The organism is Cedecea neteri (assembly GCF_000757825.1).
In the GTDB taxonomy this organism is placed as follows: Bacteria; Pseudomonadota; Gammaproteobacteria; order Enterobacterales; family Enterobacteriaceae; genus Cedecea; species Cedecea selenatireducens.
On sequence record NZ_CP009451.1, the window covers coordinates 3,520,103 to 3,534,239 of the forward strand.

Annotated in this window: 13 protein-coding genes; 8 read left to right on the forward strand and 5 right to left on the reverse strand. The window is 56.6% G+C overall.

The features are described 5' to 3' along the window. Positions 1–8: 8 nt before the first annotated feature. From JT31_RS16300 to JT31_RS16315, 4 genes are read left to right on the forward strand one after another with little or no spacing between them, the layout of a single operon-like run. Positions 9–1,463 carry an FAD-binding oxidoreductase gene (locus JT31_RS16300; RefSeq protein WP_038479413.1) on the forward strand — a complete coding sequence of 485 codons (1,455 nt, stop codon included), beginning with the start codon at positions 9–11 and terminating at the stop codon, positions 1,461–1,463. Between the two features lie 60 nt (positions 1,464–1,523). After that, complete coding sequence (locus tag JT31_RS16305) at positions 1,524–2,879, forward strand: MFS transporter (RefSeq protein WP_038479416.1); 1,356 nt, start codon at positions 1,524–1,526, stop codon at positions 2,877–2,879. Next, complete coding sequence (locus JT31_RS16310) at positions 2,857–3,636, forward strand: electron transfer flavoprotein subunit beta/FixA family protein (protein WP_038479419.1); 780 nt, start codon at positions 2,857–2,859, stop codon at positions 3,634–3,636. Before JT31_RS16305 ends, JT31_RS16310 begins: the two co-directional genes overlap by 23 nt. Next, positions 3,633–4,499 carry an electron transfer flavoprotein subunit alpha/FixB family protein gene (locus JT31_RS16315; protein ID WP_038479422.1) on the forward strand — a complete coding sequence of 289 codons (867 nt, stop codon included), beginning with the start codon at positions 3,633–3,635 and terminating at the stop codon, positions 4,497–4,499. Before JT31_RS16310 ends, JT31_RS16315 begins: the two co-directional genes overlap by 4 nt. On the opposite strand, the gene JT31_RS16320 is transcribed toward JT31_RS16315, so the two are convergent. The 4 genes from JT31_RS16320 to queD all read right to left on the reverse strand — a co-directional run bounded on the left by JT31_RS16320 (position 4,483) and on the right by queD (position 7,093). Beyond that, positions 4,483–5,058: a glycerol-3-phosphate responsive antiterminator gene (locus JT31_RS16320; RefSeq protein WP_038479425.1), complete on the reverse strand. Its 576-nt coding sequence runs from the start codon at positions 5,056–5,058 to the stop codon at positions 4,483–4,485. The two genes, JT31_RS16315 and JT31_RS16320, sit on opposite strands and share 17 nt — an antisense overlap. A 13-nt stretch (positions 5,059–5,071) precedes the next feature. Then, positions 5,072–5,344 carry a 4Fe-4S dicluster domain-containing protein gene (locus JT31_RS16325; RefSeq protein WP_038479427.1) on the reverse strand — a complete coding sequence of 91 codons (273 nt, stop codon included), beginning with the start codon at positions 5,342–5,344 and terminating at the stop codon, positions 5,072–5,074. Continuing rightward, positions 5,341–6,615: an FAD-dependent oxidoreductase gene (locus JT31_RS16330; RefSeq protein ID WP_038479430.1), complete on the reverse strand. Its 1,275-nt coding sequence runs from the start codon at positions 6,613–6,615 to the stop codon at positions 5,341–5,343. Before JT31_RS16330 ends, JT31_RS16325 begins: the two co-directional genes overlap by 4 nt. Positions 6,616–6,727: 112 nt before the next feature. Continuing rightward, positions 6,728–7,093, reverse strand: coding sequence for a 6-carboxytetrahydropterin synthase QueD (gene queD / locus JT31_RS16335; protein WP_162473299.1), 366 nt, complete (start codon positions 7,091–7,093; stop codon positions 6,728–6,730). A 302-nt stretch (positions 7,094–7,395) separates the two neighbouring features. Here queD and cysJ point away from each other — a divergent pair, with 302 nt between their 5' ends. The 3 genes from cysJ to cysH all read left to right on the forward strand — a co-directional run bounded on the left by cysJ (position 7,396) and on the right by cysH (position 11,879). Beyond that, complete coding sequence (gene cysJ / locus JT31_RS16340; protein WP_038479433.1) at positions 7,396–9,201, forward strand: NADPH-dependent assimilatory sulfite reductase flavoprotein subunit; 1,806 nt, start codon at positions 7,396–7,398, stop codon at positions 9,199–9,201. Then, positions 9,201–10,913, forward strand: a complete 1,713-nt coding sequence (cysI, locus tag JT31_RS16345) for an assimilatory sulfite reductase (NADPH) hemoprotein subunit (RefSeq protein ID WP_038479436.1) — start codon at positions 9,201–9,203, stop codon at positions 10,911–10,913. Before cysJ ends, cysI begins: the two co-directional genes overlap by 1 nt. Positions 10,914–11,147: 234 nt before the next feature. Then, on the forward strand, positions 11,148–11,879 hold the full coding sequence (cysH, locus tag JT31_RS16350) for a phosphoadenosine phosphosulfate reductase (protein WP_038479439.1): 732 nt from the start codon (positions 11,148–11,150) through the stop codon (positions 11,877–11,879). A gap of 30 nt (positions 11,880–11,909) precedes the next feature. On the opposite strand, the gene JT31_RS16355 is transcribed toward cysH, so the two are convergent. Further along, positions 11,910–12,950, reverse strand: a complete 1,041-nt coding sequence (locus JT31_RS16355; protein WP_038479442.1) for an aminopeptidase — start codon at positions 12,948–12,950, stop codon at positions 11,910–11,912. Between the two features lie 278 nt (positions 12,951–13,228). Between JT31_RS16355 and cysD the strand changes: the two genes are divergently transcribed. Then, the gene (cysD, locus tag JT31_RS16360) at positions 13,229–14,137 is read left to right on the forward strand and encodes a sulfate adenylyltransferase subunit CysD (protein WP_008458345.1); all 909 of its coding nucleotides are present in this window, start codon (positions 13,229–13,231) and stop codon (positions 14,135–14,137) included.

The following is a 14,137-nucleotide window of genomic DNA, read 5'->3' on the forward strand; positions in this document are numbered from 1 at the left end:
GAGTTGTCATGTCTTTATCTCGCGAAGCAATTGTGGATCAATTAAAAGAAATCGTTGGCCCACAGCAGGTTATTACCGATGAGAAAGTATTGCAGAAAAACAGTATCGACCGGTTCAGAAAATATGCGGATATTCATGGCGTGTACACTCAGCCGCTGCCGGCCGCGGTAGTGAAATTACAGAGCGCTGAGCAAGTCTCCAGCGTGCTGGCGTTTCTGAACAGCAACCGCATCACCTGTATCCCGCGTACCGGCGCCTCTGCAACGGAAGGCGGCCTGGAAACCGTGGTGAAAAACACCGTGGTGCTGGACGGCTCAGGACTGAACAAAATTATCGATATCGATATTGAAAACATGCAGGCGACCGCCCAATGCGGCGTTCCGCTGGAAGTGCTGGAAGATGCGCTTCGCGCAAAGGGTTACACCACCGGCCACTCTCCGCAATCCAAGCCGCTGGCACAAATGGGCGGCCTGGTCGCTACCCGCAGCATCGGCCAGTTCTCAACCCTGTACGGGGCGATTGAGGACATGGTCGTTGGCCTGGAAGCCGTGTTCCCGGATGGCAGCATTACGCGCATTAAAAACGTGCCGCGCCGCGCCGCTGGCCCGGATATCCGCCATGTGATTATCGGTAATGAAGGGGCGCTCTGCTACATCACCGAAGTGACGGTAAAAATCTTCAAATACATGCCGGAAAACAACCTGTTCTACGGCTACATCCTCGACAACATGAAAACCGGCTTCAACATCCTGCGTGAAGTGATGGCCGAAGGGTATCGTCCGTCGATTGCCCGCCTGTATGACGCCGAAGACGGTACCCAGCACTTCACCCATTTTGCCGAGGGCAAATGCGTGCTTATCTTTATGGCGGAAGGCTCTAAGCGCCTGGCGGAAGCGACAGGTGCAGGTATCGAAGAGATCGTCGCTCGTTACCCGGAATGCAAGAAAGTGGACAGCAAGCTGATCGAAACCTGGTTCAACAACCTGAACTGGGGCCCGGAAAAAGTGGCCGCCGAACGCGTGCAGATCATGAAAACCGGCAACATGGGCTTTACCACCGAAGTTTCCGGCAGCTGGAGCTGCATCCATGAGATTTACCACAATGTGATCGAGCGCATTCGTAATGAGTTCCCTCATGCAGGCGACATCACTATGCTGGGCGGCCACTCCTCCCACAGCTACATCAACGGCACCAACATGTACTTCGTTTACGACTACAACGTGGTGGACTGCAAGCCGGAAGAGGAGATCGACAAGTACCACAACCCGCTGAACAAAATCATCGTGGAAGAGACGATTCGCCTCGGCGGATCGATGGTGCACCACCACGGGATCGGCAAGCACCGCGTGCACTGGTCTAAGCTGGAGCACGGCACCGCATGGCCAATCATGCAGGGCCTGAAAGATCAATACGATCCAAACGGCATCATGAATACCGGCACGATTTGGCCGATTGAAAAGTAACCGTACAGGTCGGCTCTCAGGAGCCGACCTTTCTACTTACGGATCGACAAAGGAATCAGTATGCACGCCGACCCGGTTCGTATGGATGACCTGCCGCTTAATCGCTTTCATTTACGCATTGCCGGGCTGACCTTCGGCGCCCACCTGACGGACGGCTACGTGCTGGGCGTGATTGGCTTTGCGCTGGTGATGCTTACGCCGCAAATGGGCCTGACGCCGCTACAGGAAGGATTGGTAGGCGGTTCGGCGCTGTTTGGGCTGTTTCTTGGCAGCCTGGTGCTGGGCTGGATCTCCGATCATATTGGCCGGCAGAAAATCTTTAACTTCAGCTTTGTGCTCATCACGCTGGCCTCTTTTTTACAGTTTTTCGTGAGCAACGTGGAACAGCTGATCCTGCTGCGGGTGCTGATCGGCATCGGGCTGGGCGGCGACTATTCTGTGGGCCATACCATGCTGGCCGAATTTGCCCCACGCAAACATCGCGGCGTGCTGCTAGGCGCGTTCAGCGTGGTCTGGACGCTGGGCTACGTGTTGGCAAGCCTGATTGGCCATTTAATGGTGGACAGCGGGGCGGATGCCTGGCGCTGGCTGCTGGCTTCCGCAGCGTTTCCCGCGCTGTTAATCACGTTCTTACGCTGGGGTACTCCGGAGTCACCCCGCTGGCTGATGCGCCAGGGGAGAGTGTCCGAGGCTCACCAGATTGTGCGTCGCTGCTTTGGCGAACATGTTGTTATCAGCGATGAAATTGCGGTGCCGACCTCCCGCCATCTTCGGACGTTGTTTTCCGAGCAATACTGGCGGCGCACCGCGTTCAATAGCCTGTTCTTTGTTTGCCTGGTTATTCCGTGGTTTGCGATTTACACCTGGCTGCCGTCTATTACCGGGCTGCTGGGTATGCAGGATGGTCTGACCGCCAGCCTGCTGCTGAATATGGTGCTGGTGGTAGGGGCGATTGCGGGCCTTGTGCTGACCCACCGCTGTTCTCGTCGCGGCTTTTTGATCGGCGGCTTTCTGGTGCTGTTCTTAAGCCTCACCGCGCTGGCGCTGGTGCCGGAACAACACGGCACGATCATCCTGTTGCTGTTCTTCATTTTTACCCTGACGATTTCAGCGGTCAGCAATCTGGTGGGCGTATTGCCCGCCGAGAGTTTCCCGACCGATATTCGCTCGCTGGGCGTCGGTTTTGCGACTTCGATGAGCCGCTTCGGCTCGGCCATCAGCACCGGCCTGCTGCCGGTGGCGCTGGTCTCTTTCGGCGTGCAGAACACCATGCTATTGCTGAGCGCGGTTCTGATGCTGGGCCTGCTGGTTTCCGTTTTCTGGGCGCCGGAAACGCGAAATATGAGCCTCGTGACCGCATCCGGGAATAAAGAGCAGCCTCCGGGAGTTAACCATGAACATTCTGTTAGCCTTTAAGGCCGAGCCAGATCTCGCCATGCTGGCGGAAAAAGACTGGCTGGCCGCGAAACATCAAGGGCTGGACACTTCGATAACTCGTCCTTGCCTGGGGGAAGATGAGCAGGCCGCCGCCGAGATGATGCTGCGCCAGCCAGAGGGTATGAACCTCACGGGATTAAGTATTGGTAACGAACGTGCTGACAGCTTTCTGCGCCAGTTTAAGGCGCTGGGGTTCCAACGGGCGGTGAGGCTGAAGCGGGAAGGTGAAATGACTTTTGCACCTGCCTCGGTTGCCGCTTTACTGGCGGCCTGGCAGCAGCAAAACCCTCAATCTCTGGTGCTGCTGGGGTCGCGCAGCGCCGAGGGCAACAGCGGCCAGACGGGGTTTTATCTGGCAGAACAGCTTGGCTGGCCGTGCTTCAGTCAGGTCTATGATTTTTCGGTGAATCAGACGCTACAGCAGGTTGAGCTGAAACAGCGATATGCTACCGGAAAACGCCGCCTTACCGTGCGGCTGCCTGCGGTATTGATGATTGAAAGCCGGGGAGAATATTGCCTGAGAACGCCGGGCCTGCGGCAAAAACTGGCGGTAAAGGCCTCGGACGTTGAGGTTTTGCCTGCGGAAACCTTGGGTGCCGAGGTAGCCACGCCTGCCCTGGTCGAACTGGATAACCCTCAGCGACAGCGCGGCGGCTTAATTATTCAGGGAAACGATGCGGGTGAGAAGGCCCGTAGCCTTTACCGCGACTGGCTACGTAAAAGGATGCAGCCATGAAAATTGCCCTGATCCTGCCCGAGTCCCGAAAAGCTGCCGTGCTGAACGAGTTCGGGAATTTTATTTCGTGTAGCGAGACTGAAAAAGTCCAGCTTGAAGGCTGGCTGCTGCCGGAGACTGAATACAGCGAGCCGCTGCTGAACGCGTTATGCGCGCACTATGCTCAGTCCCCTGCAAATGTTTTGCTGTTTCCTTCAGGCTGGCAGGGCGCGGAGCTGGCAACCCGGCTGGCGTGCCGCCTGAAGGGGGAAGCCTGGAGTGCCGTCAGTGGGGTAAATATTACCCAAAAAACGGTGCACAAAAATGCCTGCGGCGGCGCGCTGGTGGCTACTCTCCGGCTGCAAAATAAACCCTGGTGCCTGAGCGTTGCGTCCTCGCCGGGCGCAGGGAACTGGCAGCCAGAGATAGAATATTCGCAGATTCCCGTAGCGGAACAGAAGCCTGCCTGGCTGGTTGAATGTACGTCTATTGCTGAGGAGAGTGCGTCCGGGCTGGCTGAAGCCAGGCTTGTGCTGGCCGTGGGGCGAGGAGTAGGCAGCCAGCAGGCGATGGAACAGGTTGAAGCCTGCGCCAGCGCGCTGGGGATGGAAACCGGCGCGAGCCGGGAAGCGGTGATGCACGCCTGGTGCAGCATGGACAAGCTGTTAGGGATGTCCGGCACTCAGGTTGCCGCCGACGTTTGTATTGCCGCAGGCGTTTCCGGCGCACCTGCCTTTATCAGCGGCATTGCCCACAGCCGGTTTATCGTCGCTATTAACAGCGACCCACAGGCGGCAATTTTTCGCCATGCCGACGTGGGGATTGTGGACGACCTGCTGCCGGTGTTAGCCGAGCTGCAAAACTGCGTCAGGGAAGATATTTAGCCAACTGCCAGACGCCGGTATTGGTGGTTGAGATAGCCAGCGCGCCGGCGTTCAGGGCGTTGTTAGCATCCTCCGCGTCACACACCAGGCCGCCCGCTATCACCGGCAGGTCGATTTTCTCCGTCACCCACTTCATCACCTTCGGCATGCAGCCGGGCAGTATTTCAATGCAGTCCGGGTTTGACTGCGCGATCTGCTTATCGATGTTGTGATAAGAGATAGAGTCGACGATAAACAGCCGGTGAATGGCAAAGAACCCCTGCGCCCTGGCCGCTTTCACCATCGGTGCCTTGGTGCTGATCACGCCATCGGCCTGGGTCACCAGCTTCAGGAAGTTAATCACAATTTCTTTATTCGACGTGCCTTCCAGTAAATCGACGTGCACCAGCGCGTATTTGTTCGCTTTTTTAATCTGCTGCACGATGCCGGTAATCGTGCAGATATTGCCGTACAGCACGGAAATAACCTGGCAGTCGGACTCCAGCGCCAGCTGCAGGCTCTGGTTATCTTTTACCGCTGCAATCAGCGGATGTTGTTTGAGTAGGGACATCAGGGACACAGCTTGAACTCCATTAACCAAAGCGTAATTGGATGCCGCAGCCGGCGGGCGGGTAGCGCCAGCGGCTGAGGGTTTGTTCGTCGCAAAGCAGGCGGCATGTGCCGCACTCCAGGCAGCCGGTATTATCAATCTGCAGGCTGCCGTCTTCCTTCTGGCGGTATAACCCTGCGGGGCAGGCGCGTACCAGCAGGGCAAGGCTTTCTCTGTCGGGGCTGTCTGCAGGAACAATGTGCGGTTTCTCTGCGGGTTGCCAGGCGTTCTTTGCCAGTTTCTCATGCAGGTTCACAGGCTGCGTCCTCCGTGAAAAATGTCTTTAACCAGCCGGGAAATACCGGCCCTGCGGGCATGCTTCCACAGCAGGCTGCCGAGGCGGGGTGGCGGTGAACTTTGGGGATCAAAGATATCACGCTGCAGCTCGGCCAGCAGGTGCGGATAGTCCTGAAACAGCCCTGGCGTTTGTAAAAAATCGGGCATTTTGCGGTAGCGCTCCAGCACACCCCACAGCGTAGTGCGCTCCAGCTGCTGGCGATAAACCTGATTAAGATCGACACTTTCATTTTCCTGCAGCGCTTGAATCAGCGTTTGTGCCGCCGCTTTTGCCGAAAGCGCAGCCAAATCCATGCCGCGCACGGTGAAGCCGGTATTGATACAGAAACGGGCGCTATCGCCCACCAGCAAATAGCCTGGGCCGGCCAGGCGTTCGGGGAGCCCGTTCAGGCCGCATTCAGGAATGAGATGGGCGCCGTATTCCACCAGCTCGGCGCGGCGTAAAAGCGGGCGCAGCGTTGGGTGCTGTTTGAAGTTTTCCAGCAGGTCAGGAAGCGCTGCGGAGGAAGCCCGGAGTGAAGATAGGGGGCAAACGATGCCGACAGAAAGCGTATCGTTATTGGTATAGAGAAAACCACCTGCGGGCTGCTCGCCGCAGACGCCACCGGTGAACAGCCAGGCCGCGCCTTCGTTACCTTCGAGGGCAAAACGGTTTTCCAGATCTTCTTTCGGCAGCGCAAGCACTTCCTTAACGCCGACCGCAACACCGTGCTCGGGCAACTTGTTCAATAGCTTATGCTGCTCTGCCAGCAGGGTATTGGCACCTTCGGCAATAACCACGGCTCTGGCGCTCAGCACTTCTCCGTCAATCACTACGCCGCTCACCACGCCGTTTTCGACATGCAGGCCATCGACCTGGGTAGACGCCAGGCACTGGGCTCCGGCTTGTTCAGCCTGCTGGAACAGCCACGGATCGAGACGTGCGCGAAGCACGCTGTATGAAGAAGCCGTGGGCTGTTGAAAGCTGAGCGTAGTGGCGCTGTCCGGCGTCAGAGCGGAGAGTTTTTCATGGGTAATACAGCGCTCAAGCGGGGCAGTACGAGAAAAGTCAGGAAAGAGATCGTCAAACGCGGCGGTGTAAAGCCTGCCGCCCGACAGGTTTTTGCCTCCGGGCTGGCTTGCCCGCTCAACAAGCAGAACATTTAGCCCGGCGCGCGCGCACTCTGCCGCGCAGCAGGAGCCTGCGATCCCTGCACCTACGACGATAATATCGAAATCTGTAGTGGCCATCCCGTGCACCTTTTAGTTGCGACGGAGTAGCTTACCAAAGCGGGAAGAAAATTAGCTTGATGAGGTGCGCAGACGGGAAAAGTCCGGCGTGATTTCCGGACTTTTTTCGTTCTTATTCACCGCGGTAAACGCAGCCGGCGGTGCAGGTTTCTTTGATCATCACCGCGCTCAAAAGCGGAACGACGGGCTTCATCTGATCCCAAATCCATTTCGCCAGCACTTCGCTGGTTGGGTTTTCAAGCCCTGGGATATCGTTCAGATAATAGTGATCGAGGCGATCGTAAGTCGGCTTAAACGCCGCCTTCAGCTCGGAAAAGTCCATGATCCAGCCGGTATAGGGATCTACCTCGCCGGTAATTTCCAGGCGCACCATAAAGGAGTGGCCATGCAGGCGACCGCATTTGTGGCCTTCCGGCACGTGCGGCAGGCGGTGAGCGGCTTCGAAGGTAAAATCTTTAAACAGGGTGGTGGACATCATTCAACTCTCTGGAATTCAAAAAACCGCCGCATGATAGCGGAATGGACTATTTTTCGCATTAACTAAACGGCCCGCGGCCCGGCTACATGCTGTAAGTAACGGTGAATGAGCGAAAATCTTTTATTCATCAGTTAGTTAGTTAATCACTTTTAACACTATGATTTACCTGAAAAAACGATTAGTCGTTTTAGTTATTTATTATTTCCATCCCTTCTTTAATTGTTGATAACCTGCTGGTTAACCTTGACTCATTACAGTCTGTAAGCCCTTTTTTGCACTTTGCTACTGGAAGCTAAATACGTATGACTTCTCAGGTTCCACCGAGCGCTTTGCTGCCGCTAACGCCGGACCAGCTGGCACGCCTTCAGGCGGCGACCACTGATTTTTCGACCACTCAGTTGGCCTGGCTGTCCGGCTACTTCTGGGGAATGATTAACCAGCAGCCTGGCGCTGTCGCGGCGGCTCCGGCCCCTGCGGCAGAAGTGCCGGTTATCACGCTAATTTCCGCTTCGCAGACCGGCAACGCGCGCCGCGTGAGCGAGCAGCTGCGTGACGACCTGCTGGCGGCGAAGCTGAACGTCAACCTGGTGAACGCGGGCGACTATAAATTCAAGCAAATTGCCCAGGAAAAGCTGCTGATTGTCGTCAGTTCCACGCAAGGGGAAGGGGAGCCGCCGGAAGAAGCCGTGGCCCTGCACAAATTCCTGTTTTCGAAGAAGGCACCAAAGCTTAACGGTACCGCGTTTGCGGTCTTTGGCCTCGGCGACAGCTCCTATGAATTCTTCTGCCAGTCCGGCAAAGACTTCGACAGCAAGCTGGCGGAATTAGGCGGTGAGCGCCTGCTGGATCGCGTCGATACCGACGTCGAGTACCAGCCTGCGGCCCAGGAATGGCGTGGCAAAATTGTCGAACTACTGAAGTCTCGCGTACCGGCGGAAACCCCGGCTCAGGCGACCGCGACCGCCACTGGCGTGAGCAACGAAATTTTCACCAGCCCTTACAGCAAAGAAGCACCGTTAACCGCCACGCTCGCGGTTAACCAGAAGATTACCGGCCGCGATTCCGATAAAGACGTGCGCCACATCGAAATCGATCTTGCCGATTCTGGCCTGCGCTATCGGCCGGGCGACGCGCTTGGCGTCTGGTATCAGAACGATCCGGCGCTGGTGAAAGAGCTGACGGATTTGCTGTGGCTGAAAGGCGATGAAAGCGTCACCGTTGACGGCAAAACGCTGCCGCTGAGCGAAGCCCTGCAGTGGCACTTCGAACTGACTGTGAACACCGGCAATATCGTTGAAAGCTACGCCCAGCTGACCCGCAACACGGCGCTGCTGGAGCTGGTGGGCGATAAAGCAAAATTACAGCATTACGCGCAGACCACGCCGATTGTGGATATGGCTCGCTACGCCCCGGCGGAGCTGACGGCGGAACAGCTGGTTAGCCTGCTGCGCCCGCTCACGCCGCGTCTTTACTCAATCGCCTCTTCGCAGGCGGAAGCTGAAACCGAAGTTCACATTACCGTGGGCGCGGTGCGCTATGACATCGAAGGCCGTGCCCGCAGCGGCGGGGCTTCCGGCTTCCTGGCCGATCGCCTTGAAGAAGACGGCGAAGTTCGCGTGTTCATTGAGCACAACGATAACTTCCGCTTACCGGCAAACCCGGAAACTCCGGTCATTATGATTGGCCCCGGCACCGGTATTGCCCCGTTCCGCGCCTTTATTCAGCAGCGCGATAACGACGGCGCTAGCGGCAAGAACTGGTTGTTCTTCGGCAACCCACACTTCACCGAAGATTTCCTGTATCAGGTGGAATGGCAGCGCTACGTCAAAGACGGCCTGCTGACGAACATCGATTTAGCCTGGTCCCGCGACCAGCAGCATAAAATATACGTACAAGACAAACTGCGCGAGAAAGGCGCGGAACTGTGGCGCTGGATTCAAGAAGGTGCCCACATTTACGTCTGCGGCGACGCCAATCGTATGGCGAAAGACGTTGAACAGGCGTTACTGGAAGTGGTGGCCGTCCACGGTGGCATGGATACCGAAGCGGCAGATGAATTTTTAAGTGAGCTGCGCGTTGAGCGCCGTTATCAGCGAGATGTCTACTAATGAGCGAAAAACACCCTGGCCCTCTGGTGGTCGAAGGCAAACTGGTCGACGCCGAACGGCTGAAGCGCGATAGCGATTTCCTGCGCGGCACCATTAAAGAAGATTTGCAGGATGGCCTGACCGGCGGTTTCAACGGCGACAACTTCCTGCTGATCCGCTTTCACGGCATGTATCAGCAGGATGACCGCGATATTCGCGCCGAACGCGCGGAGCAGAAGCTGGAGCCGCGCCACGCGATGATGCTCCGCTGCCGTCTGCCGGGAGGGATAATCACCACCCAACAGTGGCAGGCTATTGATAAATTTGCCGAAGATAAGACTATCTACGGCAGCATCCGCCTGACTAACCGCCAGACGTTCCAGTTCCACGGGATCCTGAAGAAGAACGTTAAACCCGCGCATGAAATGCTGCACGAGGTTGGCCTGGACGCGCTGGCGACCGCCAATGATGTGAATCGCAACGTGCTGTGTACGTCTAACCCGGTGGAGTCTGAGCTGCACCAGGAAGCCTATGAATGGGCGAAAAAGCTTTCAGAGCACCTGCTGCCGCGCACCCGCGCCTACGCCGAAATTTGGTGGGATAAAGAAAAAGTTGCCACCACGGATGAAGAGCCAATTCTGGGGCCGACCTATCTGCCGCGTAAGTTTAAAACCACGGTGGTGATCCCGCCGCAGAACGATGTAGATCTGCACGCCAATGACATGAACTTCATTGCGATTGCAGAAAACGGCAAGCTGGTTGGCTTTAATCTGCTGGTTGGCGGTGGCCTGTCCATTGAGCACGGCAATAAAAATACCTATGCCCGCACGGCGAGCGAATTCGGCTACATTCCGTTGGAGCATACTCTGGCCGTAGCGGAAGCGGTGGTGACGACCCAGCGCGACTGGGGGAACCGTACCGACCGTAAAAATGCCAAAACCAAATATACCCTTGAGCGCGTGGGCGTGGAGGTGTTTAAGGCGGAAGTTGAGCGCCGCGCCGGCATCAAGTTTGAGCCGACCCGCGCTTACGAATTCACCGGCCGTGGCGACCGTATCGGCTGGGTGAAGGGCATCGACGACAAATGGCACCTGACGCTGTTTATCGAAAACGGCCGTATCCTGGATTACCCGGATCGCCCGCTGAAAACAGGCCTGCTGGAGATAGCCCGGATCCATAAAGGTGATTTCCGCCTGACGGCAAACCAGAACCTGATCGTCGCCGGCGTGCCGGAAAGCGAAAAGGCTAAAATAGAGAAGCTGGCTACCGGGCACGGGCTGATGAACGCGGTCACGCCGCAGCGCGAGAACTCGATGGCCTGCGTGTCTTTCCCTACCTGCCCGCTGGCGATGGCGGAAGCCGAACGCTTCCTGCCTGAGTTTGTCACCAAAGTTGAGCAGGTGATGGATAAACACAAGGTGCCGGATGAGCACATTGTGATGCGCGTCACCGGCTGCCCGAACGGCTGTGGCCGTGCGATGCTGGCCGAAATCGGCCTCGTGGGGAAAGCGCCGGGGCGCTATAACCTGCACATTGGCGGCAACCGTATCGGGACGCGTATTCCGCGTATGTACCGTGAAAATATCACGGAGCCGGAAATCCTCAGCTCGATTGACGAGCTGGTGGGGCGCTGGGCGAATGAGCGTGAGGCCGATGAAGGCTTTGGCGATTTCACTGTGCGCGCCGGGATTATTCGCCCGGTGCTCGACCCTGCCAGGGACTTGTGGGACTAGTTTTTATCCCCTCACCCTAACCCTCTCCCCAAAGGGGAGAGGGGATTAACAGACAAAGAATACTGAATCTGGCTTTTCCCTCTCCCTATCAGAGAGAGCTGGGGAGAGGGAATCATTCGGTTTCCCCCCCTCCCTTCCAGGGAGAGTTGGGGAGAGGGAATCATTCGGTTTCCCCCCTCTCCCTTCCAGGGAGAGGGCCGGGGTGAGGGTCATTTATCACTAAGTGAGGCATGTATGTCCGTACTCGATCTTAACGCTCTGAACGCCCTTCCTAAGGTCGAACGCGTCATGGCGCTCGCCGAAGTGAACGCTCAGCTGGAAAAACTTAGCGCGCAGCAGCGTGTCACCTGGGCGCTGGAAAACCTGCCCGGTGAGTTTGTCCTCTCGTCCAGCTTCGGCATTCAGGCTGCCGTGTGCCTGCATCTGGTCACGCAGCAGCGCCCTGATATCCCGGTGATCCTGACCGATACAGGCTATCTGTTCCCGGAAACCTACCGGTTTATCGATGAGCTTACCGACAGGCTGAAGCTGAACCTGCAAGTGTTTCGTGCGACCGAAAGCCCGGCGTGGCAGGAAGCGCGCTACGGCAAGCTTTGGGAGCAGGGCGTGGAAGGTATTGAGCGCTACAACGACATCAACAAAGTTGAGCCGATGAACCGCGCCCTGAAAACGCTGGAGGCAAAAACCTGGTTTGCTGGTCTGCGTCGCGAACAGTCCGGTAGCCGTGCCAATTTGCCGGTGCTGGCGGTACAACGCGAAGTCTTTAAAATTTTGCCGATCATCGACTGGGATAACCGCACGGTATATCAGTACCTGACCGAGCACGGGCTTACGTATCATCCGCTGTGGGATCAGGGCTATCTTTCCGTCGGCGATACCCACACCACGCGTAAGTGGGAGCCGGGCATGGCAGAAGAAGAAACCCGGTTCTTTGGCCTGAAGCGCGAGTGCGGCTTGCACGAATAACGACTCCCTCGCCTGAACGGCGAGGGAACATCATTTTTCGGCCTTCGCCAACTCTTTCACCAGCGGCAGCAAAACGCGCACCGTGTCATGGCTGCGGCGCTTAATTCTGCCCGGCAGCGCTTTATCCAGATAGTCGAGGTTGTCGATAGTCGCGTTATGCCAGCTGGTGCCGTTTGGGAACGCCTTGTTTTTACCGCGCTGCTGGTAACCGTCTTTCGCTCCCAGCGTCCAGTTGCTTGCCTCGACGGAAAGCACCGGAATACCTGCTTTATCAAAAGGCTCTGCATCGCCGCAGCAGCCGGTGCCTTTCGGGAATTTCGCATTCAATCCTGGATTGCTGGTAGCCTGAATCCCTGCGCGGTGCGCAAGAGTCAGCGCCCGGTCGCGGGTCAGTTTGCGCACGGCCGCAGGCGTTGATACTCCGCTATTGAAATAAAGCTTATCGCCCACGATCAGGCTATCAAGGTTGATAACCAGCAGCGTGTTGGCCTGCTCTTCTTTACTCATGCGCTGCAGGATGTTCTTCGCACCCAGCGAGCCAATCTCTTCTCCGCTGGTGGCAATAAAGCGGATGCCATAGCGGGTAGGTATATCTTTCAGGCGTTCGGCCAGCTCCAGCATGACGCCGAGACCGGAAGCATTATCGTCCACGCCCTGCAGCGTCAGGCCGCCGAGGTTATTGTCCACGTCTTTATCGCTCAGCGGCGTATAGGTATCCAGATGCGCCATGATAATGATTTGCTGCGGCAGCTTACCTTCGCGGGCGGCAATCACGCTGCTGGTGGTGACGTTATGCCAGTTTTGATGGCCCGCTTTCGTGGTGTAAAGGTAGCGGGTATTAAACTGACGAATATCGCTCTGGTAACCCCAACTTTTAAATTGCTGCTGAAGATAGTCTGCGGCCAGCATTTCGGCCGGGCTGCCGGTCATTCGGCCAGGAAAATAAGTGGCGATGTGGCGGGTTTGCTGGTCGGCAATATCGCCTTGCTGCGTGGTCTTCGCTACGGCGGGAAAACTAAAGCACGCGCCCAGTGCCAGGCAAATCACCGAGCGGCGCAATGCGGAAAACATAGTACGTCCTTATTCATCTTTATTAGTCGGAAGTTTTAAGCACCGTTAGTATGAAACTGTGAGCCAGGTTAAACAATTTCATTTGCTCTTAAACCCGCGAAAAAACGGCAGGTTAAGCACATTTTGTTGTTAGCTTTGCCGGGGCGTTATTCTTTTCGGGAACTAGTCATTCCAATTCGTAATTTCATAACAAATAAGCCCAAGACTTATAGTCCCCTTAGATTAAATCTCAAGCGGCTGCGATGAACGGCCGCGGCGCATCTGCTTAAGGGAAGGTTATGGACCAGAAAAGACTCACTCACTTGCGGCAACTGGAGGCTGAAAGCATCCATATTATCCGCGAGGTCGCTGCCGAATTTTCTAATCCGGTGATGATGTATTCCATTGGTAAAGACTCTTCGGTCATGCTGCATTTGGCCCGCAAAGCTTTCTACCCTGGTACGCTGCCGTTCCCGCTATTGCACGTTGACACCGGCTGGAAATTCCGCGAAATGTACGAATTCCGTGACCGCACGGCGAAAGCCTACGGCTGCGATCTTATCGTGCATCGCAATCCTGAAGGCGTGGCGATGGGCATCAACCCGTTTGTTCACGGCAGCGCCAAACATACCGACATCATGAAAACCGAAGGCCTTAAGCAGGCGCTGAATAAATACGGTTTTGACGCGGCCTTTGGCGGCGCACGTCGTGACGAAGAGAAGTCGCGCGCGAAAGAGCGTATTTATTCCTTCCGCGATCGCTTTCACCGCTGGGATCCGAAAAACCAGCGCCCTGAGCTGTGGCACAACTACAACGGCCAGATTAACAAAGGCGAAAGCATTCGCGTGTTCCCGCTCTCTAACTGGACCGAGCTGGATATCTGGCAGTACATCTACCTGGAAAATATCGACATCGTTCCGCTGTATCTTGCGGCTCCGCGCCCGGTGCTGGAGCGTGACGGCATGCTGATGATGATTGACGACGATCGCATCGATCTGCAGCCGGGCGAAGTGATTGAACAACGTATGGTGCGCTTCCGTACCCTGGGCTGTTGGCCGCTGACCGGCGCGGTGGAATCTACCGCGCAGACGCTGCCGGAGATCATCGAAGAGATGCTGGTTTCCACCACCAGTGAACGCCAGGGACGCATGATTGACCGCGACCAGGCCGGCTCCATGGAGCTGAAAAAACGCCAGGGTTATTTCTAA